Below are 21,674 nucleotides of genomic sequence, written 5' to 3'. Positions count from 1 at the left end.
GACAACCCACTCACCGGCAGCGACCCGAACGGGCTCATGCGGGTGTACGAGACGGGCGGCGGAGACGGCACCGCGTCGGCCAAGGCCCTGGACGGCACGGACTCGGACAACGACAGCGGCACCCACCACAGCGGTGGAGGTGGCAACGGTGGTGGCGGCAACGGTGGTGGCAGCTCCCACCACGACTGTGGCTGGTCCATCTCCTGCTACGGCTCCAAGGTCACGCACAAGGCGTACCACGTAGTTCAACAACACCCGGTCATCGCGGCCGTGGTGGCAACGGCCGTGGTCGTGGGGGTGGTTGCCTGCGTCGCCTTCACAGCAGGCGGCTGCGGAGCGGTACTGCTGGCCGGCGCCACGGGCTTCACAGCGGCCGCCGAGGCGGGCAGCCTCGGAGGAGCGCTCGTGGGTGCATCCCTGGGTGTGATGGCCGAAGGCGGAGCCGTCATCGCCGGGTCGATGGGTATCGCCGGAGCGGGAGCGGCAGCCATCGCGAAAGGCCGCCAGACAGCCGCAGCCTCCAAGGCAGCAACCGGCTCCGGAGCCAGAGCGGCGGAAAGCGCGGCAGAGGAAGTCGCGGGGGCCGGCGCGGCCAGGGGCAGCCAACGCACGAAAACAGCCGCCCCTCACAGCGGCGCGGCCAACTGCAACCACAGCTTCCTGCCCGCGACCAAGGTCCTGATGGCCGACGGCCACGAAAAGAAGATCGAAGACATCAAACAGGGCGACAAGGTCCTGGCTACCGACCCCAAGACGGGCAAGAGCGAGTCCCGCCCTGTCGACAAGCTGATCACCACCAAGCGCGACAAGGACTTCGCCACCATAACGATCAGCGACGGCAAAAAGTCGTCGAAGATCGTGGCGACGGTGACTCATCCGTTCTGGGTCGACTCCGCAAGTGAATGGATCGACGCCGGCAACCTCGAGGCCGGCATGACCTTGCACGAGGCTTCAGGTACGGCAGCTCTCATATCTGCCGTCAAAATCTGGCATCACCCGCATCGGACCCATGACCTGACTGTCTCTGTCACCCACACGTACTATGTGCTGGCGGGGGCCACACCGGTCCTGGTTCACAATTGCGGCGGTGCTCTGCTTGATCGAGCCCGCGGGCTTTATGCAACGCGGGCCGACGAGGCATCGACAGTTGCGGTTGCCCGAGTTCGGAACGTGAATACGGGTGGATCCGAAACGTGGGTTGCAACTGAACGCACGGGTCTGCCCGATGAATGGAGGGGCGGCAATGCGCCGCTGCGCGGCGAGCGCTACATCCCCGGGCAAGGCCATGCCGAGGCTACGATCATGAATCGCTTGGGGAGCGACTGGGAGATCACAGGGATGGCTTCGTCGACTAGGATGTGCCCTGCATGCTTCGCGCAAGCGACAGGTCCAGGCGTGGGCCTCACGCCAAGCCCGATCGGCAAGGGCGCCGGAGTGTCGAGTACTGGAAACACGCCATGGCGAGTGGTTCTAGGGGGCGGCGGCTGATGGACTTGTGGAGCCTGACCGGAGGGCTGTCTCTCGCCAGGATGCGACCCATCCTTGAGGTTGCGGGGGCCTCGCACCTGGCAGAGTTCGATGACATCGTCGCTGGGTGCAGCGGTCCAGCAGTTCCTGGAGGTGCAGAGAAGATCGCCTCGCTGAGGAGCTGGCGAAGCGAGATCGGCGCCCTGGAGGACTCGTCCGGCCCGTCATATTTTCAATCGACAGCTGCTGGCGTAGCGATTCTGGTGGCGTCGCAAGAGCTGCCTTCAGACGATCGCGAATGGAGGATCAGATCCAGCGTGGGGAACTTCTGGGATTCCTGCGATGATCTGTTGCAGGCTGGCGGCGGATACTCAAGGGCTGAGTTTCAGGGAATCAAGACGACTCTGCGGGGAGTTGAGGACATATGGCGCGAGGGTGATTTCCGCTTGTTGTCCGAAGAGGGGTCCGATGTCGCGGAATTGTACGCGGAACGCCTCTCTAAGATTCGCTCCAGTTACCCGAAGCGTCGGCAGATTGCGCGAGTCGTAGCGGAGTGTGCCGAGTGGAATACTCCGATAATTTTCCCATGAATTTCCGAAGGGCGATGTCCTCGATGAATTCGTCGGCATCCTCCTTGAGCTGGCCAAAGATGCGGTCAACGTTTATCGCGGCATGCACTTCTGTGATTTCTGTCCGATCTTCCAGGAAGCGCGAAGTAATGTCAGATTCTGTCAGGTTTTTATCGGCAGTGGAGAGATCCATGTGCCGGGCGGTGACGACTGTGGGTACGTCGCCCCGGCAGTGATCTTGCACTACGTGGCAGATCACGGATATCAGCCGCCGCAAGAATTCGCCGATGCGGTGTTGAGAGTGGAGTGAGCGAGCACATGAGCGGCCAAGCAACGGTGAATCGTGAGGGCATCGAGGGAGTCCCCTCCATGGTTTCCAGGTCGATGGGGAGGGAGTGGTACCGGGACCATCTGGCCGGTATGGATCCGGTGAAGGGCACCCGGCCCGACGGAGCGTCGGTGGAGTATGTCGTGGACGGGAATGCCGTCACGGCAAGAGCCGTCACCGGTGCACTCGTGCTCTTGCTGGCTTCCAACGGACGCAGGATTGCGGCTCGCGTGGTGGACACGTCGATCGCGTCGGTGTTCGCGTGTCTCGGTTTCATGGCTGCGGTTGCCTCGATTGACGGTGTCGCTCTGCTGGTCCTCATGCCTGTGGGGTTCGTGGTCGGTGGGTTGTTGTACTTCCTTCCCCTCGTGCACTGGTGGGGCACGACCGTCGGGAAGCGGATCTTTGGATTGCGGGTGGTCCGGCTGTGGTCCGACGGCACCCTCCCTCCCTCGTGGAAAGACACCTTCCTCAGGGAGTTCGACCGGGCGGCGTTCATGACGATCCCCGGGTTGAACCTCCTGGTGGGCGGGATCCTGCTCGCGCAGATGGGTAAGGATCGCGGTACCTATCACCAGAGCAAGTACGACCGCGTGGCCCGGACAGTGGTGGTGCGGTGGCCAACTGGTCGGTAAGAGCCGTTCTTGCCCCAGTCGAAGACGGGGGTACCCAGGGCCGGCCGGGGCGGTAGGTGGTGGCGTGCGGAGGGCGGTCGCCTCGCGGCGGAAGGCTCCATGGGGCTTCAGCCGGACGATCGTCCCCATGGGCTGTAGGTGAGGCCCGGGGACACTGTCCCCTCCGCAGCCACATACCGATGAACCATCAACTACCCCCAATTGTTCCGCTGCCAGCACGCTTCCCCGCAGCTTTTCGGGCCGGGTCGCACGCCAGCCGCTTGAGCCCGCTGCCTGCCGGCGCCATCCGTGGGCACGCGGCCCGGACCCGGGCCGGTGCCAGCCGGTTCGCCAGCGTGCTCGAGGAGCTCGCGGCCGGGGGATTGCGGCCCGGATCGACGCGAGGGTCCGCGCCCGCTGGCACACCGGTTCTGGATGCACCGGCTCGCCTGCCGGGCCCTGGACCACGCCGCGTCCGGCGACGGTCGGCGCACGTCGGTCTGCGGCGGGTGCTCGCGGCTCAGCCGCACCTGACGCCGGGCGTGGTGGCCCTGCTGGCCGCGGACGAGGACGAGTGGGTGCGGCGCACATTGGCCGAGTCGTGCGAGGACGCGCCGCACGAGCTGCTGGTGCAGCTGTACGCCACGGTGCAGGACCGGTACTGGTCGGGGTACCGCAACCACCGCAACTTCGCCCGGCCCGGGTTGGCCCGGTTCGCCGACGACCCCAACCCGCGGCTGCGGCACGCCGCGTTGGACGACCCGGAGGCCGGGCCGGAGCTGGTGCTGCGGCTGGCCGACGACCCTGAGGTGGGTGGCTGGGCGGTGCGCGACCCCAGGCTGCCCGCCGACGAACTGCTCCGGCGGCTCACCCTGCCGGCACATGCCGCCGCTGCCGCAGGCAATCCGGCACTGCCAGTGGCGGTCATGCACCACCTGCTGGACCTCGCCCGGGCACGCTGACCTCAGGCGACCGGCTGATGCATGGCCTGCAGGCCCGCCGTCCAGCGAGAGGTATCCGACCACCTCGGCCAGCACCACCAGGGCCTTCAGGCCGACGCAGCGTCACAAGATCAGCGACAGAGCCGAATTACGTGATCGTCCACACGGCGGGAGCGGGGACGCTGACGTGCACGAGCTGCCGAAGAAGACGGCCAAGAAGGCAGCTGAGAAGCCGGCCGCGAAGAAGAAGGCGGTGCCGAAGTGGGCGACGAAACGCGGCGCTTGAGCAGTCCACGCGTCATGCTCACGAGTGTCGACGGCGCTCGGGTGCTGCAACGTCAGGAAAGGATCTGAACGACGTAGAGTGCGCCGATTCCGGTGGCGAGGCTTCCGAGAAGGCACCGGAGGGCTGTTTCGGGCAGGTGCGGCTGGAGGCGGGCACCAAGGTATCCGCCGAGGAGGCCGCCGGCACCGCAGGACAGGCCCAGCAGCCAGTCGGGAGCGACATCGCCCGTGGCCGCGAGGGAGAGCAGCGCGTAGGTGGCCGCGCCGACGACCGAGGTCACGAAGGTGGAAGTCAGGGCTGCGGGTGCGACGGTGGCGACCGGTGCTCCGCGGCCGACGAGGATCGGGCCGAGCAGAGAGCCGCCCCCGATTCCGTAGATGCCACTGGCGATTCCGACGGCCAGGGCCAGCGTTGTCGTCGCGCGAGGCGAAAGCTGTTGGCGGATGCGGGGTGGTGCCGGGCGGAAGGTCCGCAGCCACAGCCACAGCCCGAGCGGCAGGAGCAGCGCGGCTATGAGAAGGCGGAAGATGCCCGGACTGGGAACGGCGACGACGCGGAGCACGGCGCCAACGACAACTCCCGGAACTGTGCCCGCGATGAGTAGCCGGGTCAGCGGCCCGCCCAGCCTTCCGGCCCGCCAGTAGCGCAGGAGGGCACCGGGGCCGGCCACGACGTTGTAGAGCAGGTTCGTGGGTGTCACGGCCGGGCTCGGCACGCCCAGCACGCTGACCTGAACGGGCAGCAGGAAGACCGCTCCGGAGACGCCTACGGGCGCGGTGGTGACCGATATCAGCAGCCCGGTGGCGAAACCGAGCAGTCCCGTCGAGCACTCCACGACGTATCCCTCAGCACTCGTCGACCTGCACCCGGAACAGGCTCCCGATCAGGCATTTCCCGTTCTCGTTCTCGTGAACGATCCCGCACTGATCCAACCGCCTCGTGAGGCGGGGAACAACTGCCGTCCTCCTCCGTGACTCGTGAGCAGAGCCGGCCTGGCGTTCGCCTGGCTTGCGGTCAGGTACGGGTGTTGAGGTAGTGCACTTCCGGGTCCCACCGTTCCTGTGCCGGGTTCCTGCACCACTGGCACAGCGGGCAGCCGCCGGATCCGTACCGGTGGGTCTCGCGCTGGCAGCCGGCGCAGAGACCGACCCGGTAGCCGGGGCAGGCCAGTGCGCAGGGGTCGCTGAGGGGCGGCGGGGGAGTGGTGGTCATCGGCGGGGCCTCTGCTCTGGATGATCAGCGCAAGTTGCCCGGTTCGGAGGATAACGGGCGGAATGGCGCGGCCGTTCGAGGCGGCGCCGCAGCGGCCTCGGCGGGCGGCTAAGCCGATGTCGACCTTCACCCAGGACGCGGCAGTTCGACAGGACCGCCCGCCGGGCGGTGGTGGCGAACTTGGCCAGTGAGCACGAGGGAGAGCCGTTTGAGCACCGGCTTGCCGCCAGATGCTCCGCGATCCGATGAGTGCCCGCGGCTCAGGTCGGCGGTGCTGTCGGCTGACAGACCACCTTCGCCCAGTGCCAACAGGTCAGCGCCACAGCAGCCGTCAGCCACACCACGCCCAACCAGGCGTAGGCCGCAGCGCCAGCGCAGTCGTCCACGTCAACTTGTTCCTGGCGGCATCCAGGTGGCGTCCCGACGACGATCTGGACCGGCCACGCAAGGATCATCACGGCGACCAGCCCGCTGACGGCCCCGAAGCCTCCCGCTGCCGTACAGCGATCCCACCCGCTGTAGGGCTCGGAGGGTGCGGGGCGGTAGAAGGCGGCGATCTGAAGTGCCAGAGCCACCCCCAAGGCGAAACTGAGCCAGTCGTAGCGCCCGTCTCCGAGCGACAAAGTGATCACTGCGGCGAGAGCTGCCGACCACAGCGCTGCGTGGTCGATTGCGCCCCTGTTCTGCTGAGACACACATCCCCCGTGGTCCCTCGGACTTTCGTAGCGAGACTATGCCTGGGCACGGAGGGCACACGGGGAAAGCCCGGGAACATCCCTCGTTTGAGTGGCCCCGTGGCCAACGGTGATGCTCAACTGGCCATCTGAAGTGCTCAGTCACACCCGGCTATCGACCGCGGCAAGAGCCCGCTCATCGCCGCCGACCACGACCCCGAGTACATCGCCGACGCTCTGCGCAACAGCCCGCACTTCATCGGCGCGGAGGGTGAGGCGGGCGGTGGCACCGTCACCTTCACCACCCCGGCCGGTGTCAGCCACCGCTTGACCCTCAAGGACGCCGAACCCACCGAGGACGACCTCCTGCCCGACCCGGCGCTGGAGGAGGCCATCGCTGGGGCGATCCTCAACCACCCCCACTTCGTGGTCGCCACGCCGGAGCCGGATGGGCCGCGCGAGGACATCAGCACCGTCCAGACCCGGGGCGGCCAGCGCTACCTCCTGGTCCTGGACTACGACCACGTCGTCGAGCCCCGCGGTTCACGGGGTTCTGCGCCAGGTCCTGACTGGGCCGGGACACGAGATGGTGAGCGCGGACGGCGTAGCCGTCGGTGAGGACCAGGGGGTAGGGAGAGCCGAATGCGATCACGGCGGCCAGCAGCCGCGCATGCAGCTGAGGCATGTCCTTCACACGGCCGGCCCGCCCCGGGCAGCCAGCGCGGGAAAGGCGTCCTCCCAGACGGTGCGCACGGTGCGGCCCACCAGGGTGCGCAGGGTCGGCCACAGCTGCAGCAGAAGATCCTGGTTGAGGTAGCGCGGCAGGTCCTCGCGCAGGCCTTCGTGGAGAACCGTGCGGTAAAAGCCCATGCGCTGGCGCGGCTTGTCGAGGTCGTAGGCCGTCATCCCCGACCACGCCACATGCAGGGGCAACTCGACAACACCCTGGCCCGGCCCCCGCAGATCATCCAGACCTCCGGGAAGACGCCGCCGGAACTTCTCCCGGTAGAGCGCAAGATCCTCCGCCGGGCCCGACCTGGACAACCACGGCTGCGGACTGGCTGCCATGCCCCCACTATGACTCGACTTTACCGACCGCAGGAACTCGTGAACCGGCTCTGAACTGCGGCGACTCATAGACTACTTGTCCGCGACGGGGGTTGGGGGGCGATGCTGCAACTCGCCGGGGGCGTCTCACGGGATGGCCTGTCCATCGAGGCGGTGACCAGGTTTTAGCGGGTGGGCGGGACGAACTCGGGCTGGTCGAGCAGGCGCAACCAGCTTCCGTCAGGCTGGCGCCGGACGACCTGCGCCCGGGCACCGGCCCCGTCCTTCGGCGGGGTCGAGGTGAGGGCGATGTCGCCGCTGACCAGCGTCGGCAGCGGGTTTTCCAGCTCGAAGCGGGGACGGTTGGCCAGCACCTTCTCCCATAGCGCACGGATCGCTTCCCGGCCCACCGTCTGGTCGCCGGGCGGGTAGGCCATCACTGCATCCTCTTCGTAGAGTGCGGCGACCCCGGCCGCGTCACCGGCGTTGGATCGCTCAACGAACAAGCGGGTGATGTCTTCGGGGCGCATAGCCTTCGCGTATTCCGGCATGGGTTCCTCCTGACGTCGGGCTTTGGCGCTTCCAAGCCTGGTCGGCCACTGGCCAGAAGTCCAACAGATGGATCTACTGAAAGCTAGAATCTCTAGTCATGGAGCTGAGGCAGCTGGAATACTTCGTTGCGGTCGCTGAAGAACAGAACTTCACCCGGGCGGCCGAGCGGGTGCACATCAGCCAGTCCGGCGTCAGCGCTCAAATCCGCCAGCTGGAACGTGAACTCGGTGCCGAGCTGTTTGACCGATCGGCGCGCACTGCCACCCTTACTGTCGCCGGAAAGGCTGCGCTCGAACACGCCCGCACGGCCCTCGCCGCGGCTGGGGCGGTTGGCCAGGCGGTGGATGATGTCACCGACCTGATCCGGGGGCAGCTCACGGTTGGAATGGTCATCGGCTGCACCCTCACGCCACTGTTCGATGCACTCTCCGTGTTCCACCAGGCGCATCCCGGGATCGAGATCTCACTGCTGGAGGACAATTCCGACCGCCTCGTCGAGGGGGTGCGCGCCGGCACCGTCGACCTGGCTCTTATCGGGACCGCAACCGCCACCCCCGACGGGCTGGAAGCGCTGACGATCATCAGTGAGCGGCTCGTCGTAGCAGTGCCGGCCAGGCACCCTTTGGCGAAACAGCGGCGGGTCACTCTGCGCGAACTGGTCACCTACCCGATCGTGTGCATGCCACCCGGCACCGGCCTGCGCACAGTATTCGACCGTGCCTGCGCCGCACAGAGCCTCCAACCCGCGATCGCGTTGCAAGCCAGCGCCGCGGATGCCATCGCTGACCTCGCCGCTCGCGGACTCGGCGTCGCCATCCTCAGCGACTCGATGGCCGAGAGCTATCGCGACCAAATCGTCGCCCGCACCATCGACGACGTGGAAACACCCGCCCTGCTGGCCCTGATCTGGAAGAGCACGCACAGCCCTGCGGTGCGTGAGTTGCTCGTGCACAGCCGACAGGCATTCAGCAAGGCCGACCCCGGGTAGCAGGTAAACCCTTCAAGACCCGATGTGGGTCTACTTAGGCCGCCGAGACGCGCTGGTGGGGTGGTCAGCGGGACAGGATCACACTGTTGATCCCGGGTCTGCGGTTCGGGCTTCGAGGTCGGCGACGCGGCGATCCTGGAAGCGCAGGTTGGAGCGGGCAGCCTTCAGCCGCTCGTCGAAGGTGCGGCTGTCGGCGGTGAGCTGGCGGACTCGCTGCTTGAGGCTGGAGTTCTCGGTGGCGATCCGCTGGACGGCTTCCTGGGTCCATCCGGCCTCCAAGTCACCTACCTGACCGAGGAGTTCGCCGATCCGGGAAGTCGAATGCCCGTCCGGCCATCGTGGGGCAGCAGACTCATTCCCCACGGCCTTCGCTTCGCATAGACCGGACCCCGGCCGCTAGCATGCTTCGACCAAGAAGGCACTTGACCAGATACACGGGGCCGGGCGGCTGCGTGCCGTGGCCGGGTCGCCGGCCGTGTGGAGCAGGTGCCGGTCCGGGCTGCCTCTCGTACGCTGAGGATGTTCTCGGGGCCTGTCGCGGAGGTTTGCTGTGCCCCGAACTGTGTGGTCAGGCGCCATCTCGTTTGGTCTGGTGACGGTACCGATCAACGTTGTCAGCGCGACCGAGGACCACAGCGTCCACTTCCACCAGGTGCACCTTGAGGACATGTCGAGGGTCCGCGTGCGGAAGTTCTGCGCGATCGAGGACCGGGAGGTGACGCAGGGGGAGATCGGGAAGGGGTACGAGGTCTCCAAAGACCAGGTCGTCACCGTCACCGATGAAGAGCTGCGGGCGATGCCGTTGCCGACGGCGAAAGCGATCGAGCTGGACGGATTCGTGCCGGCGTCGTCGATCGACCCGCTTCAGATCGGCGAGGGCTACTACCTGCAGCCGAGCGGTCAGGTGGCGGCCAGGCCCTACACCCTGCTGCGGAAGGCACTCGAGCGGAGCTCCAGGGTAGCGGTGGCCAAGTACGCCTGGTCCGGCCGGGAACGCCTTGGCCTGCTCCGTGTGCGGGACGACGTGATCGTGCTGCACGCGATGCGCTGGCCGGACGAGATCCGCGACCCGTCCGAGCTGGCCCCGGACGAAGTCGAGCTGGACGAGGACGAGATCCGCGGAGCCCAGACCCTCATCGACTCCATGACTCGCGAGGGCATCGACGACGCCGAATTCGCCGTGGACGGCTACACCGCGGCAGTGGAAGAGATGCTCGATGCGAAGCGGGAGCACCGCGAGCCACCCCAGGCGCCAGCCGCTGCGGAGCCGAAGGGCAAGGTGCTCGACTTGATGGCGGCCCTGTCGGAGTCCGTGGCCAAAGCGAAGGCCTCCCGCGGCGAGAGCGGCGACGCCGACGTGCACGAACTGCCAAAGAAGAAGGCCGCGGCCAAGAAAACGGCGAAGAAGCCAGCCGCCAAGGAGGCCGCCGCGAAGACGCCGAAGCGGGCAGTGAAACGCGGCGCGTGAGCTGGCCGGTAGATGTTTCCACCCTTATGAGTGTTGTGTCCTGGGGTTCTGGCCGGGCTGATGCGGGGAGGGCTTGACTGCTGTGTTCACCGTTGTGGAAGGAGCCCGTCGTGGCAGAGGAGACGCCTGAGACCGAGTCGGCCGGTCCTGTAGGCCGTACGCCGGGGCACGGGGGCGGGCCCGCGTTGCCGCGCAAATCGAAGTCCCCGGTCACCTACGCGAAGGGCCCGGCACCTGATCCCAACGGGGGTGGGGGTGGTTCGCCTGATTCCGCGCCGGAGAAGTCGGACAGCCCTGCGCTGCCCCGCAAGAAGGCCGACGGGGACAGCTAGTCCACGGGCAGCAGAACGAGAGTGAGTACGGGCTGCCGCCCTCCTGGATGGCAGCCCGCACGGTGTTCGCTCCCGCCGGGGTCCAGGCCGGCCCGCCGTAGGAATTCGAGGAGGCCGCCGGATGCCGGGGGCGGGCGCCGGGGATCTCGCCGTCGCAGCGCACCCGACCCCCGCCCCAGCGTCCGGCAGGTAGACGATCACGCGCAGGTCGGGACAGCAGCTGACGCCGACGTGCACGAGCTGCCGAAGAAGCGGGCAGCGAAACGCGGCGCGTGAACTGCCGCGCGCCCCTTCTTTGGCCGGGCAGCCGGTCAGGTGCGGGTGTTGAGGTAGCGGACGCCGGGTCCCCATCGTTTCTGCACGGGGTTCATGCACCACTGGCACAACGGGCAGCCGCCGGCACCGTACCGGTGCGTTTTGCGCCGGCAGCCAGCGCAGCTCCCGACCCGGTCGCCGGGGCAGGTCAGTGCGGACGGGTCCGGTTCCCTGACGGGCGGGGAAGCCGTGGTCATCGGCAGCGTCCTCTTCTGGACGATCATCGCAAGTCGCCTGGTTGGCAGGATATCGGGCGGGTAGTACGGCCGTTCGAAGCCGCGCCACGGTGACATCGCCTGCCGCCTCAGCCGAGGAAGGCGAGGTCGTTGTCGGGGCGGCAGGCGGCGCATGCCGGCAGTCCGGCGTCCAGGAGGCGCAGCGCCTCCGTGCGGTCGACGGCGCGCCGCAGTCTGCCGGCGAGGTAGCAGCCGCCCGCGTGGAGGGTGGTGGGCGGCTGGCCCTGGCCGGTGCCCAGTTCGGCGAACCAGTCCGGATCCTGCGGCCGGGTCCGCCGGCCGTGTTCCTCTTCGGCTTCCCGCTGTCGCACTGCGGCGATCCGGCGGTCGATGCGCTCCAGCCACATGGCATGCCAGACCCGGAGTGCGTTCAGTCGCGCCAGGTCAGGAGGCAGGTCATCGAACATGTTTCCGATTCTAGATCAGCCTGCACCCGCCGCACGTCTCGCGTGTTCGATTTTTTGTTCGATAGCGTGGGGTGGAGGAGGTGAGGGTCATGACGGTTGGCGTTCCGATGCGTGGGGTGGCGAGTGTGATGCATGTGCGCTGCCCCGACCGCCTGCCCGAGGACCGGTTCCGGGAGGTCCTGGAACTGCTCGCGGAACTCTGCCCGGTCGTCCAGGCGCTGCCGCCGTCGGCGGCCCTGGTAGAGGTCAAGGGTGCCCTGCGCTACCACCAAGTGGACCCGCGGAGGCTGGCGGAGATCGTGCGGCTGCGGACGGTCGCCCGCCTCGGTGTCGACGTGCGGATCGGGATCGGGCCGACCATCACCGTCGCGGCCACCGCATCCCGGCAGATCACATCGCCCGGCGGCATCCTCGCCGTCGACCACGACCAGGTCGCCGCCTGGATGGCGCCGCTGCCAGTGGAAGCCATCCATGGCATCGGCCCCCGCCAGGCAGCCATCCTGCGGAACTACGGCGTCGACAGCGTCGGGGTACTCGCCGCGCTGCCGTCGGCCACCGTGCAGCGCATCCTGGGAGGCCGCACCGGACGCCTGGCCGCCGACCGGGCCCGCGGCATCGACCCCCGCCCCGTCACCCCCCGGACCCTGCTCACGGTCACCACCGTCAGCCACACCTTCGCCCGGGACACGCTGGACGGGGCCGAAGTCCGCGGCGCACTGCTCGACCTGGTCGTGCAACTCGGAGCCCTGCTGCGCCGCCGCGGGCAGGCGGCCCGCGCCCTGCACCTGACGCTGCGGTTCGCCGGCGGCCCGTCCTGGGAGAAGGTCCGCCGCCTGCCGGAGGCCTCCGCGCACGAGGACGACCTGCGCACGATGGCCTACCGGCTCATCGATGCCGCGGGCCTCCAGCGAGGCCGCCTCACCGGTCTCACGCTCAGGGGCGAGGACCTGGTCGACGTCGATCAGGTTGCGCAGCAGATCAGCCTGGACGGCGCCCGCGAGGACCGACTGGTCGCGGAGGCGGTCAGCGACCGAATCCGCGCAAGATTCGGGCCCGGAGCGATCGTCCCCGCCGCCACGCTCCTGCGGGTCTCCTAAATCAGCCTCTCCCCGCGGAATCGGTCCCGGAGAGGGCTCCGCTGGGCCCGATGTGGGGTGCCGTAAGAGCTGTCACCGGCCGCAGGCAGAAAGGGGCCTGGTGCTCCGTTTTTGGCGCAGATCCAGAGGTATGGGGTTCCGAGATGCTGGGTGCCGGGCCTGTTACACCTGGACGGTGCTTCTGTCCGGGACCGTCCCGCCGCGCACTTGGTAGACACCTGGGCGTATCTCGTCGGAGCGCGCGGCGACCGCTGATGCCAACTCGGGAGGCCACAGAGTTTCCCGGTTCCAGATCGCCCTTGGCGGAATGTGCATGTGCATAGCATTTGCCAGATTCGTTCCGATCAGGTTCACACCGGCCAGATTCGCCCCGGACAGGCGCGCATCGTCCAGGTTCGCGTTGGCCAGGTTCGCATCGGTCAGGGTCGCACCGATCAGGTGCGCGTGGGCCAGGTTCGCACCGATCAGGACCGTGTGAATCAGGGTCGCGCCCATCAAGTTCGCGTCAATCAGGTGCGCACCGGCCAGATTCGCGCCGGACAGGCGCGCATCGATCAAGCGCGCGTCGGTCAGGGTCGCGTCGGTCAGGTCCGCGTTGATGAGGTCCGCGTTGGTCAGGATCGCGCCGGTCAGGTCCGCACCGACCAGGTCCGCACCGGTCAGGCGCGCGCCGGTCAAGGTCGCGTCGGTCAGGGTCGCGCCGACCAGGTTCGCACCGGTCAGGTCCGCACTGGCCAGGTTCGCGCGGATCAGGCTCGCGCCCATCAGGTTTGCGTTGGCCAGGTCCGCACGGGTCAGGAGCGCGTCGGCCAGGTCCGCGTCGGCCAGGTCCGCGCGGATCAGGAGCGCGTCGGCCAGGTCCGCAGCGATCAGGCGCGCGCCCTTCAGGGTTGCGCGGGTCAGGTCCGCGCCAGACCGGTCCGCGCCGGACAGATCCGCGCCGGACAGATCCAGATGGGCAGAATCGCCTGGGAGCTTGGGTTCTGTGAGCTGGGTGGCCTGGGGGACCGCTTCTTGGGGGGTTCCCTGCGGGCGTTGTGCGATGGCTTCAGCGGTTGCGGTAAGGGCGGTGGCCGGGGCGTCAGGGCAGGCGAGATAGAGCAGTCCGCGTAGGGCTGCTGTGTGTCGGGCCCGTTCGGTGTCCGTCACCACGTCTCCAGGGTAGGCCGGTGGTTCACAGGAAGAGCCTGTCCTCCTTGGCACAGATGGGGCAGCGGTAGTCCGGCCGGCTATTGACCGCCAGAAGGAAGTCAACGGCTGCGTTTTCGGCCCGGCTCACGATGGCCGCGAATCCGGTCTGTGGCGGTGCTGCCGTTCCCATGATGGCTGCGATCAGGTCAGTGAAGTGTTTCTCAGCCCGCTTCCAGTCCGGTCCGGCGTCCCAACCGACGCCTTCCAGAGGGTGGCGGCCACCGAAGGACTCGACCGCGGCCTTCACCGCCGCGCTGCCCTGCTCATACACATCATGCAGGGTGATCATGAGCCGCTCCCGGACGGTGGGGGCGGGCTCGGCTGTTCGGCCAGGCGGCGCAGTTCGTCCAGGACGTCGCTCAGCTCGCGCGCGTGATGGGCCTGGATCTGCTCGGTGATGACATAGCCGGCGGCCGCTCCGACGATGGCGGGGATCACGGCCCAGCCGACAAGGGACAACGGCCATGCACACCAACGAGGGCGGACGTCGGAGGGCGAAGTGATCCCCGTCATCACGTCGTAGGCGTTCGCCCAACCGACCAGGAACCCGTTGAGCACATAGAGCACTACGGCCACCGCCAGCACGACGGCACCACGGCTGACCAGCCAGTAGCCGAACCGGGGCAGCGCATACCGGTCAGCCCACTGTGCCCGCAGTCGTTGCCGTCGACCAGGTGGCGGAGGCCCGCCAGGCGTAGGCGCTGTTGCTGAGGACACCTGCCCACGGTAGGGGCTGGGTCGGCCCCGGGCAGGTGAACAGCAGCCTTGGCAGGAGGAATTGACATACGGGACATGACGAGGCGTGTCGGTTGCGGCTGGCGACACCGTTCCTACCGGCACTTCGACGAAGGAGCCCGTACCGTCTACCACCTCACCGCGGAAGCGGCGGCCGCCGACCCCGAGCAGAGGATTCGAGGAAGGACAGAGATCCCGCCGGATCTACCCCCAGGTCTGGTGGCACAGACCTAGGATTCCGGAGGCTGCGACCGCGCGCATCCTGCTGTTCCCTCTATCCGTCGGGACCGTGCGAAGTCCACAGGGGCTCACCTGTCAGGGTTCAGTTACCTCACTGTCGAACACGCGGAAATCTGTGTTGGCTGGAGTAGACATTGGGCGATCGCCTGGTTATGGTTTCTCTCGTAGCCAGAGATTGAGCAGGGCCCGGCAGACACGAACTGGCGGGCAGTGCAAGGCAGTTGAAGTAGTTGCAGTGTGCAGGGCGGTGCGGTGGTGGAGTTGCGAAGCCAGGGCTGGTGCAGGACGGCGACGGGACTGACGACCGGACCGGGTGGCCCGCGGTGATCAGGGGCCGCCATGAGCAGGACCGCGGCTGACGCGGTGGCAGTACCAGTAGGTGCAGTGCGTAGGACCAGCAGCGTGGTTGTCAATGGTTCCTCGGTAAAGGCGTCGGCTGCGGGCGCGCGTACCGGGAGGTTCGGCAGTGGGGTTCCAAGCCAGAGCAGACGCAGGACGGGCGACGGGGCTGGCTGTCGAAGCGTGGCGCTCACCCAGGCCACCAGCAGTTCGCATCACCAGCAGTACGTAGTTCCCATCGGTAAGTGCTGGTCAAGAGGGAAGAACGGAGGAGCCGAGCGCCATCGGGATCGCCCGGGCGGAACTGTTGAGCCCGGGTACCGCAGGACATCGATAGTGAGGTGGTCTCCGGTCAAGCAACCGCGATCCCCGCACCCCCGACAGAGCTCAGGTCGGGTCAGCGGAAACAGAAGGCCGGCGCAGTACCAGGGTCGGCAGATGGTGTAGCAGTTCCTTCGGGGCCCGGGTGCCAGTGCGCACCCGGGCCCCTCCACGCGTGATGCAGAGAGGTGCGATGACAGCAGACGACTCGTTCAGCAGGCTCGATGACGACGACTTCCCCGCCTACACGATGGGCCGGGCCGCCGAGATACTCGGCACCACCCAGGGCTTCCTCCGCGCCATCGGCGAAGCCCGCCTCATCACCCCGCTCCGCTCCGCGGGCGGCCACCGCCGCTACTCCCGCTATCAACTGCGCATCGCGGCCCGCGCGCGTGAACTCGTCGACCAGGGCACCCCCGTCGACGCCGCCTGCCGCATCGTCATCCTCGAAGACCAACTCGACGAAGCCCAGCGCCTCAACGCCGAACACCACAACGCCGCCGACTCCACGAACCGGACCGCCACAGTCTGAAGCAGCGGAATCCCTCTGCTTCCCTGCTGGCCTTATCGCCGGTGAGGGCTACGAGGCGGTCTTTGTCCCGATGCCGTGGGCGAGGAGGCTCTCGGCGGTGTCCTCGATGGTGTCTTCGATAGGGCGCGCTCGCCATCCGAGCAGCTTCTCCGCTTTGGTGCTTGTGGCGTCGAGATCCCGGCCGAGCTGGTGCTTGAGCAGTCGCAGTTCCGGGTTCACGATGCTCAGTGTGCGGGCGGCCCAGAGGGGCAGTTCGCGGGTCGGGGCCTTCGCGGCGCGCTCACCGAGGCGGTCGTGCAGGATGCGTGCGATGTCGATGACGCGCAGGCTGTGCCCGGCGATGGCCAGGAAGCGTTCGCCGGCGGCTGCCGGATCGGTCATCGCGCGCAGGTGCAGATCCGCGACGTCGCGTACGTCGACGAAGCCCATCCCGAAGGGAGGGCACGCAGGAACCTGTCCTTCGAGCATTCGGCGGACCAGACGCAGGGATGGCGGGTCGTCCAGGCCGAGCAGGGGTCCAAGGACCCCCACGGGGTGAACCGCCGCCAGTTCCAGGCCGCCGCCTTCGTCCTGGATGAACTGCCAGGCGGCGCGTTCGGCGAGGGTCTTGGACCGCTGGTAGGGCGGGATGTCGGTGTCGACGTCTGTCCAGTCCTCCTCGGTGAACGGGGTGGAGCGCGGGGGGTGCCCGATCCCGATGGCGCCGAAGGCGCTGGTCAGGACGGTCCGGCGCACACCGGCGTCGCGGGCTGCGCGCAGCACCCGCAGGACGCCCTCGCGTGCTGGGACCACCAGGTCGTCGTCGTTGGCCGGTGTGTGGCGCAGGGTCGGCGAGGACGGAAGCATCCGCCCGGACGCCGACCGGGCGACTTCCTTCAACTCACCGGCGCGCTGTGGCGCGCCGCGTCCAGCCCCGAGGACCGGGCGCCCCACATGCTCGCGCTCATCCTCGACGGACTCCGCACGCACCGGTGAACGCCGTGCACGACGGGACTGTAAGACGTTCGGTTTAACTCCCGATCATGGAAGATGCATCGATGAGCAGCGAGAACGTGACCGATCCCAAGTCTGTCGAGTCGGCAGAGGCGGTGTCGGCGAAGGCTGTGGACGACCAGTTGATCGACGAGCTGGTGCACCGGGCCCAGGTCGAAGGCCTGCAGCTGACTGGCGAAGGCGGGCTGCTGCAGCAATGAGGGATCCGATAATGATCAAGTCTGCTCTGCGGGGCTGAACTTGCCGTCCGGGACCGGTATCCCGGGAAACGGATCACCGGATGCGGCTTGCCCGGCACCAGAAGCAGCCAGAATGGTGGCGCAGCTCCGCGCGGGACTCAGCCGGCGGCGGTCAGGCTGTGCCACCAGTGACCGCACCCGCCGGAGCAGAAGCGCTCGCGCCGCCGGCCGTCGGCGATCGCGAGAACCGCGACCAACAGCCGGAACGCCTTGCGGCGTTCGTCGAGGGGAGTGAGTCGGGCGATCTTCCCCAGCTGCTGCTCGATCCGGCCGCGCGTGATCAGGACCGCGGGTGTGTGCGTCGGGCGTAGGCCGGCGCGGCGGATGCTCTCCGGGCCGTCCTCGGCGACGGCGCGCGCCTGGACACAGTGGTGGCACAGAAACAGCAGCACTTCGGACTGTTCCTCTGGGCCGAGTGCGTCGAAGTATTTGATGCCCTGCGACATCGGGCGCAGTCCTTGCGCGAGTGCGTTGAGCATGATGTCGCGTTCGGTCACGATTGCCTCCTATCGGATATGCGGCGACTCTGCGCGGAGTCCAGTTCAGTGGAACCAGGCAACAAGCCGTACATGGTCGGCTCCGTGGAGTTCGCCGAGTGTCCGCATCACGCTCCAGACCGGTCCCCAGTGGGTTTGGTCTCCGGCGACCGACTTCCGGCTTCGCTTGCCGGAGCTGTCTGTTCCTGCCAGTCGGCGCAGGCGAGCTCGGCCCAGGTGATCCATGTGGTCCCGTGGGCATCGCCGGTGGCGTCGTAGAGGGCCTACTCAGCTCGTAGCGTCTTGGACGCATCGCCGGGAAAGCCGCGGTCTTGTGCCAGGGCTCGGAAGCCGAAGGAGTTGCGAATGCCGAAGAGGCAGGCGAGGGCGTCGTAGGCGTTGCCGTTGTTGAGCAGGAAGAGGTCGATGGCGGCGCGCCACCCCGAGTCCTCGTCACCGGGACCCCAGAGACGGGCACCGGGCCGACATTCGATCATTCCGCCGACCTCGGTAGACATACGGGCATCCTGCCTTCACAGCCCACGACTCAGCACCCGCATTTCCGGACCAGGATGTGGGCCGATCAGCCTCCGTAGCCGTTCGTCGCCGCACTGGAACTGGAACCAGCCCGCCAGGGCGGAGTCCACCTGCTCGTAGCTCGACTTGGCCTCCCCGTGGGGTGCGTCGAAGCCGTTGGCGAGCGGGGAGCGACATCGACTGTGAGGCGGCAGGCTTGGGCTGAGGGCCTTGTCCCACCATGTGCCGATGGGGATCATGACCGGGTGCCGCACGAACAGAGACTCCACGAACTACTCGAGCGCGCCGGACTCACGGTCGTTGAGGATGTGCTCTCGGGCAGCCTGTTCCCGCCGGAGGCCGGCTGGCGGATCGCGCGGGGGATCGCGGCACCGGACTGCGCGGCCCGGGAAGCGCTCGACGCCGCGTGGTGGCGCCGTCTTCGCGATGCCGACGGCGAGTTCCTGGTGGTCGTTCTCGTATACCGGATCGGCGGCAACGACTCCCGGTGGACCCGGGTCCGGTACACCGGGAGCGGTGTGCCGGAGCTGACCGGCGACCCCGGGTTCGTGGCGCTCTCCCTGGACGGGCAGGTGCTGCTGGCGCAGGTGCCCGGCGTGGACGGGCCTCGGGTGACGGCCCTCGACCGGCTGCCGGAAGGCGCGGCCTGCATGGCGGTTTCCTCGGCGCGAGTGGGCCAGTTGACGCACAGGGCCTCATTGCTGTTGGCCGTCTCGTTATCGGCCGACTTGACGGTCTTCGGATCTTGCGATGTGGATACGGTAAACGTCTGCCCCAGGCCGGCCAGGATTTGCAGTTGGAATTGCTCTGGTTGTCGGCGTGAAGACCCGCTCGCCCTCGAGTGCGGTACTTGGGCCGGCGAACGCCATCTTGACTCGCCTGCTGCGCGGTGGAGATGCCCTCGGTTGAGCGACGACCCATGTCCACGTCCTGGTGGCAGTAACCTGATCCGCTGTCGACGCGGACCGCGACTGTCGGTGCCTCCTGGGGTGGTGCCGGTGGAAAGGAGTCCCAGGGCATGCTCGCGGTGCCAGGGGAAAGCGCGTTGCGTGTGACGCGCCGGTGGTACCGGTGGACCTTTACAGGGGTCGTCCGTCAGGACGGAATGTTGACGGTTTAACAATCCGCACCTGCGTGCGTGTGCTTCACGGGAGTGTCGAGGGGCGACACGCCACTTGTGTGGTAACTCACAGTAACAGCCCAGTGGGATTGGGGCAGTTGGCGTAGTCGATGCAGTCCCAGCCCTCCCGCGGCGCGGGCGTGCGAAGAGCGCGGGGGTCGCGCACGCCGAGTGGTACTCGCTGGATAGGCTATGAGTGCACGCCCTCCCTCGCTGAGCACCGGAAGACACTGCAGCCGAGGAAGGGAGCGCGACGGATGGCGGGTCCAACTGGACTTCCACCACCACAGGAGGGTGACCAGCCACCAGCCGGACGGCAATCCGGCAGAAGCACCCGGCTGACACCGGGAGCCTGGTGAGCGGCCTCACCACTCCGGGCCTCGAATCTCTTCGTCCTGGCAAGTCAGGAGATTCGGGGCCTTCTTCTTATGTTGTCCATGGGTGTGAGTGTTGAACCTGAACGGTCCCCCTCCCAACGCCCCTGGAGCAACTACCAAAGTCTCGCGTCGGCGCAAGGGCAGGAACAACAACTGCGCCTCCTAATTACTCAAACGCACAGTTCACGAACTTAGAGCACAGTGAAAAGACACCCCTCTACCCACGCGCTGGGTTTCACTAAACTGTACCCGTCGGAAGGTAGGGGGCTGCGGTGGCGCGAGGACTCGTGGTGATGTTCAACGGCTTGAGACTGCGTCAGGCGCGAGCTGTCGCAGACGGCGGTCAGGGCATCAGTGCAGCAGAGCTGGCCAGACGGATCGGTGCCACGAAAGCTCAAGTCATTGCGTATGAGAACGGATCAAGCAAACCTGATCCGAGGCGGATCCGTGCCCTTGCGGATGCATTGGGTGTGGAGCCGCTGCAACTGTCTGACACCAGCGACAAGGCAGAGTGGTCTCTTGCCGATCGGCGTCGCGCACAGGGGATGACGGCTGCGGAGGTCAGCAGCGAACTGAAGCTTTCCCTGAGGGCCTACCGGCGGCTGGAAGCTGAAGGGCTCGTACCGGCAAGGCGCTTGGGGGTACTGGATGACCTCGCGGCTCTTCTGAGGATCTCGGTCGGCGACGTTGAAGGCTGCCTGGCCCGGGCGCCCATGCTTGCGCAGCGCCTGGACGAGGTGCGCGAACCGCTCACATGCCTGCTCCATTTCTATCTGCGGCCTCGCATCCTTGAGAAGCCGCAGCAGGATGATGACGAGATCATCGCTCTGGCGGACTTGTACCGCAGGCCGCCGTTGGTCCTGGCTCGCATTCTCAGTTATGAAATCGACCGGCTGCGCACCGTGCAGCGTCGCCAGGCGAATTACCGCACAGCGGCGGACTTCGGCGCGACGGTCGAAGCCCAGGACAAAGGCCACCGGGCCGCCCTGGCCGAGTCCCGGAAGTTCCGCGACGTCATTGAGACGCTCCCACAGCGCCTGGACGAATTCTTCCGGGTCATGCTGCCCCAGGACGTGTGGCGTCTGCTGGCGCTCATGTACGCCTTGCGCCCGCTGGGCGGCTGGCTACCCGGCGGGCGGCTGCAGACACAGCCCCAGTCTTGGAACGACGTTCCGTCCTACCTCCTGGACCGGCGGGCAGCAGGGAAAGACGCTGTCGGCGAGATGGACTACCGGATCTCTGAGCAGGGATCCAAGCACTGCAGCACTTATCGTCAGTGGTACGACGCCTGCTATCCGGCCGTACAGCTGTTTGTCCAAAGCCATGAGAGAGCGCTCGCAGGTCACATGCGTGAGTCCGAACTGAGTGATCTCCTCTACGGCGCTGACGCAGTGCTGTTCAGTTTCGATGGGCTGCTGTGCCGCCTGTTCGGTCAAAACCTTCAGGACATCTCAGATCGCCTGCTGCAGCGCGCGCAGTCCCTGCGACTGGCCTTGGCACCGCAGACTCCCACGGACCCTGTCGGTATGCTCCGGTCCCTGGTGCCGCAAGGATCGGCTTCACAGATCCGCCGACTGGACGGCTTCCTGACGCACTTTGAGATAGAAGCCGCACAACGTGCTGACCCCCTTCCCGGAGTGGAGGAGCTGCTGAAGACGCTCATCGACGGCGCTTGGCGTCTTGCCGTGGTCACCGACCATTCGTCCATGGCTGTGGAGGCATTCCTTGAACGTCTGCCCCAGCAGATACCGTCGAGCCGTATTGCGGTCGTCGGTCGGTCGGCGGACCTGGAACTGACCAAGCCCAACCCGCATGCTCTCCGGCGGGCCACGACGAAGCTTAACGTGGCCAACGAACGGGCGCTGGTGGTGGGGGAGTCGGCAGACGACGCAAAAGCCGCTCAATCCGCAGGCATTACCTTCGTCGGGATCGCTCAGAATGCCGAGCATGCCCGGGTCTTGCGTAAGGCGGGAGTGACTCGCACCGTGGAGAGTCTGGATATCATGGCGGCCCTGGTCCGGGAGCAGGCCAGCGGGTGAGC

General features: G+C 67.3%; 26 protein-coding genes. 11 read left to right on the top strand and 15 right to left on the bottom strand.

The genetic code is table 11. The annotated features are described in order from the left end of the window. Nucleotides 1-1,488: polymorphic toxin-type HINT domain-containing protein (locus ACIP79_RS41815; protein ID WP_401233105.1), on the top strand; the 1,488-nt coding region annotated here is incomplete at its 5' end. Between the two features lie 477 nt (nt 1,489-1,965). Here the strand turns inward: ACIP79_RS41815 and ACIP79_RS41810 are convergent. Then, on the bottom strand, nt 1,966-2,229 hold the full coding sequence (locus ACIP79_RS41810) for a hypothetical protein (RefSeq protein ID WP_401233103.1): 264 nt from the start codon (nt 2,227-2,229) through the stop codon (nt 1,966-1,968). Between the two features lie 113 nt (nt 2,230-2,342). Here ACIP79_RS41810 and ACIP79_RS41805 point away from each other — a divergent pair, with 113 nt between their 5' ends. Both ACIP79_RS41805 and ACIP79_RS41800 read left to right on the top strand, forming a co-directional pair. Continuing rightward, the gene (locus tag ACIP79_RS41805) at nt 2,343-2,999 is read left to right on the top strand and encodes an RDD family protein (protein WP_401233101.1); all 657 of its coding nucleotides are present in this window, start codon (nt 2,343-2,345) and stop codon (nt 2,997-2,999) included. Between the two features lie 488 nt (nt 3,000-3,487). Further along, nucleotides 3,488-3,940, top strand: coding sequence for a hypothetical protein (locus ACIP79_RS41800; protein WP_401233098.1), 453 nt, complete (start codon nt 3,488-3,490; stop codon nt 3,938-3,940). A 317-nt stretch (nt 3,941-4,257) separates the two neighbouring features. On the opposite strand, the gene ACIP79_RS41795 is transcribed toward ACIP79_RS41800, so the two are convergent. The 3 genes from ACIP79_RS41795 to ACIP79_RS41785 all read right to left on the bottom strand — a co-directional run bounded on the left by ACIP79_RS41795 (nt 4,258) and on the right by ACIP79_RS41785 (nt 6,112). After that, nucleotides 4,258-5,040, bottom strand: a complete 783-nt coding sequence (locus ACIP79_RS41795) for a TSUP family transporter (protein WP_401233095.1) — start codon at nt 5,038-5,040, stop codon at nt 4,258-4,260. 179 nt (nt 5,041-5,219) lie between these two features. Then, nucleotides 5,220-5,417, bottom strand: coding sequence for a hypothetical protein (locus ACIP79_RS41790; RefSeq protein WP_401233092.1), 198 nt, complete (start codon nt 5,415-5,417; stop codon nt 5,220-5,222). Between the two features lie 260 nt (nt 5,418-5,677). Beyond that, nucleotides 5,678-6,112: a hypothetical protein gene (locus ACIP79_RS41785; RefSeq protein ID WP_401233090.1), complete on the bottom strand. Its 435-nt coding sequence runs from the start codon at nt 6,110-6,112 to the stop codon at nt 5,678-5,680. A 306-nt stretch (nt 6,113-6,418) separates the two neighbouring features. Here ACIP79_RS41785 and ACIP79_RS41780 point away from each other — a divergent pair, with 306 nt between their 5' ends. Continuing rightward, nucleotides 6,419-6,709, top strand: a complete 291-nt coding sequence (locus tag ACIP79_RS41780; protein WP_401233112.1) for a hypothetical protein — start codon at nt 6,419-6,421, stop codon at nt 6,707-6,709. A 72-nt stretch (nt 6,710-6,781) separates the two neighbouring features. On the opposite strand, the gene ACIP79_RS41775 is transcribed toward ACIP79_RS41780, so the two are convergent. Next, entirely contained in the window at nt 6,782-7,159 is a 378-nt protein-coding gene (locus ACIP79_RS41775; protein WP_401233087.1) for a hypothetical protein, read from the bottom strand. 164 nt (nt 7,160-7,323) lie between these two features. Then, complete coding sequence (locus ACIP79_RS41770; RefSeq protein WP_401233084.1) at nt 7,324-7,689, bottom strand: YybH family protein; 366 nt, start codon at nt 7,687-7,689, stop codon at nt 7,324-7,326. Between the two features lie 98 nt (nt 7,690-7,787). Here ACIP79_RS41770 and ACIP79_RS41765 point away from each other — a divergent pair, with 98 nt between their 5' ends. Beyond that, the gene (locus ACIP79_RS41765; protein WP_401233082.1) at nt 7,788-8,678 is read left to right on the top strand and encodes a LysR family transcriptional regulator; all 891 of its coding nucleotides are present in this window, start codon (nt 7,788-7,790) and stop codon (nt 8,676-8,678) included. Between the two features lie 78 nt (nt 8,679-8,756). Here ACIP79_RS41765 and ACIP79_RS41760 read toward each other — a convergent pair whose 3' ends face one another. Further along, nucleotides 8,757-8,957: a hypothetical protein gene (locus ACIP79_RS41760; RefSeq protein ID WP_401233079.1), complete on the bottom strand. Its 201-nt coding sequence runs from the start codon at nt 8,955-8,957 to the stop codon at nt 8,757-8,759. A gap of 271 nt (nt 8,958-9,228) precedes the next feature. Between ACIP79_RS41760 and ACIP79_RS41755 the strand changes: the two genes are divergently transcribed. Both ACIP79_RS41755 and ACIP79_RS41750 read left to right on the top strand, forming a co-directional pair. Beyond that, entirely contained in the window at nt 9,229-10,146 is a 918-nt protein-coding gene (locus ACIP79_RS41755; protein ID WP_401233077.1) for a Ku protein, read from the top strand. 110 nt (nt 10,147-10,256) lie between these two features. After that, the gene (locus ACIP79_RS41750) at nt 10,257-10,478 is read left to right on the top strand and encodes a hypothetical protein (RefSeq protein WP_401233074.1); all 222 of its coding nucleotides are present in this window, start codon (nt 10,257-10,259) and stop codon (nt 10,476-10,478) included. Nucleotides 10,479-11,097: 619 nt separating this feature from the next. On the opposite strand, the gene ACIP79_RS41745 is transcribed toward ACIP79_RS41750, so the two are convergent. After that, entirely contained in the window at nt 11,098-11,436 is a 339-nt protein-coding gene (locus ACIP79_RS41745; RefSeq protein WP_401233071.1) for a DUF6233 domain-containing protein, read from the bottom strand. Between the two features lie 89 nt (nt 11,437-11,525). Between ACIP79_RS41745 and ACIP79_RS41740 the strand changes: the two genes are divergently transcribed. After that, complete coding sequence (locus ACIP79_RS41740; RefSeq protein ID WP_401233069.1) at nt 11,526-12,533, top strand: hypothetical protein; 1,008 nt, start codon at nt 11,526-11,528, stop codon at nt 12,531-12,533. 162 nt (nt 12,534-12,695) lie between these two features. Here ACIP79_RS41740 and ACIP79_RS41735 read toward each other — a convergent pair whose 3' ends face one another. From ACIP79_RS41735 to ACIP79_RS41725, 3 genes are read right to left on the bottom strand one after another with little or no spacing between them, the layout of a single operon-like run. Next, nucleotides 12,696-13,685 carry a pentapeptide repeat-containing protein gene (locus ACIP79_RS41735; protein WP_401233066.1) on the bottom strand — a complete coding sequence of 330 codons (990 nt, stop codon included), beginning with the start codon at nt 13,683-13,685 and terminating at the stop codon, nt 12,696-12,698. Nucleotides 13,686-13,707: 22 nt separating this feature from the next. Next, a complete protein-coding gene (locus ACIP79_RS41730; RefSeq protein WP_401233063.1) occupies nt 13,708-14,013 on the bottom strand; it encodes a hypothetical protein in 306 nt (101 codons plus the stop codon). Next, the gene (locus ACIP79_RS41725) at nt 14,010-14,441 is read right to left on the bottom strand and encodes a DUF6313 family protein (protein WP_401233060.1); all 432 of its coding nucleotides are present in this window, start codon (nt 14,439-14,441) and stop codon (nt 14,010-14,012) included. The genes ACIP79_RS41730 and ACIP79_RS41725 overlap by 4 nt, the downstream gene beginning before the upstream one ends. A gap of 1,111 nt (nt 14,442-15,552) precedes the next feature. On the opposite strand from ACIP79_RS41725, the gene ACIP79_RS41720 reads away from it, so the two are divergent. Further along, on the top strand, nt 15,553-15,891 hold the full coding sequence (locus tag ACIP79_RS41720) for a MerR family transcriptional regulator (protein WP_401233057.1): 339 nt from the start codon (nt 15,553-15,555) through the stop codon (nt 15,889-15,891). Nucleotides 15,892-15,939: 48 nt separating this feature from the next. Here ACIP79_RS41720 and ACIP79_RS41715 read toward each other — a convergent pair whose 3' ends face one another. Then, nucleotides 15,940-16,860 (bottom strand): NAD-dependent epimerase/dehydratase family protein, encoded by a 921-nt coding sequence (locus ACIP79_RS41715; RefSeq protein ID WP_401233054.1) that lies wholly within the window; start codon nt 16,858-16,860, stop codon nt 15,940-15,942. A gap of 68 nt (nt 16,861-16,928) precedes the next feature. On the opposite strand from ACIP79_RS41715, the gene ACIP79_RS41710 reads away from it, so the two are divergent. Next, complete coding sequence (locus ACIP79_RS41710; RefSeq protein ID WP_401233051.1) at nt 16,929-17,084, top strand: hypothetical protein; 156 nt, start codon at nt 16,929-16,931, stop codon at nt 17,082-17,084. 137 nt (nt 17,085-17,221) lie between these two features. Here ACIP79_RS41710 and ACIP79_RS41705 read toward each other — a convergent pair whose 3' ends face one another. The 3 genes from ACIP79_RS41705 to ACIP79_RS41695 all read right to left on the bottom strand — a co-directional run bounded on the left by ACIP79_RS41705 (nt 17,222) and on the right by ACIP79_RS41695 (nt 18,405). Beyond that, the gene (locus ACIP79_RS41705; protein ID WP_401233048.1) at nt 17,222-17,620 is read right to left on the bottom strand and encodes a DUF5958 family protein; all 399 of its coding nucleotides are present in this window, start codon (nt 17,618-17,620) and stop codon (nt 17,222-17,224) included. A 263-nt stretch (nt 17,621-17,883) separates the two neighbouring features. Next, nucleotides 17,884-18,117 (bottom strand): hypothetical protein, encoded by a 234-nt coding sequence (locus tag ACIP79_RS41700; protein WP_401233045.1) that lies wholly within the window; start codon nt 18,115-18,117, stop codon nt 17,884-17,886. Nucleotides 18,118-18,132: 15 nt separating this feature from the next. Then, nucleotides 18,133-18,405, bottom strand: a complete 273-nt coding sequence (locus tag ACIP79_RS41695; RefSeq protein WP_401233042.1) for a hypothetical protein — start codon at nt 18,403-18,405, stop codon at nt 18,133-18,135. Between the two features lie 1,521 nt (nt 18,406-19,926). Between ACIP79_RS41695 and ACIP79_RS41690 the strand changes: the two genes are divergently transcribed. Next, nucleotides 19,927-21,672, top strand: coding sequence for an HAD hydrolase-like protein (locus tag ACIP79_RS41690; RefSeq protein WP_401233110.1), 1,746 nt, complete (start codon nt 19,927-19,929; stop codon nt 21,670-21,672). Nucleotides 21,673-21,674 lie beyond the last annotated feature (2 nt).

The sequence above is a fragment of the Streptomyces sp. NPDC088747 genome (assembly GCF_044751025.1).
Taxonomy (GTDB): domain Bacteria; phylum Actinomycetota; class Actinomycetes; order Streptomycetales; family Streptomycetaceae; genus Streptomyces.
The sequence above is the reverse complement of the archived record's forward strand: the minus strand, read 5'-3'. Positions and strand labels throughout refer to the sequence as shown.

Excerpts from the sequence above, each read along its gene's own strand:
- ACIP79_RS41810 (WP_401233103.1), bottom strand. The coding sequence starts at position 2,229 with ATGGATCTCTCCACTGCCGATAAAAACCTGACAGAATCTGACATTACT.
- ACIP79_RS41790 (WP_401233092.1), bottom strand. The coding sequence starts at position 5,417 with ATGACCACCACTCCCCCGCCGCCCCTCAGCGACCCCTGCGCACTGGCC.
- ACIP79_RS41775 (WP_401233087.1), bottom strand. The coding sequence starts at position 7,159 with ATGGCAGCCAGTCCGCAGCCGTGGTTGTCCAGGTCGGGCCCGGCGGAG.
- ACIP79_RS41770 (WP_401233084.1), bottom strand. The coding sequence starts at position 7,689 with ATGCCGGAATACGCGAAGGCTATGCGCCCCGAAGACATCACCCGCTTG.
- ACIP79_RS41765 (WP_401233082.1), top strand. The coding sequence starts at position 7,788 with ATGGAGCTGAGGCAGCTGGAATACTTCGTTGCGGTCGCTGAAGAACAG.
- ACIP79_RS41745 (WP_401233071.1), bottom strand. The coding sequence starts at position 11,436 with ATGTTCGATGACCTGCCTCCTGACCTGGCGCGACTGAACGCACTCCGG.
- ACIP79_RS41740 (WP_401233069.1), top strand. The coding sequence starts at position 11,526 with ATGACGGTTGGCGTTCCGATGCGTGGGGTGGCGAGTGTGATGCATGTG.
- ACIP79_RS41730 (WP_401233063.1), bottom strand. The coding sequence starts at position 14,013 with ATGATCACCCTGCATGATGTGTATGAGCAGGGCAGCGCGGCGGTGAAG.
- ACIP79_RS41720 (WP_401233057.1), top strand. The coding sequence starts at position 15,553 with ATGACAGCAGACGACTCGTTCAGCAGGCTCGATGACGACGACTTCCCC.
- ACIP79_RS41710 (WP_401233051.1), top strand. The coding sequence starts at position 16,929 with ATGAGCAGCGAGAACGTGACCGATCCCAAGTCTGTCGAGTCGGCAGAG.
- ACIP79_RS41700 (WP_401233045.1), bottom strand. The coding sequence starts at position 18,117 with ATGTCTACCGAGGTCGGCGGAATGATCGAATGTCGGCCCGGTGCCCGT.
- ACIP79_RS41690 (WP_401233110.1), top strand. The coding sequence starts at position 19,927 with ATGTTCAACGGCTTGAGACTGCGTCAGGCGCGAGCTGTCGCAGACGGC.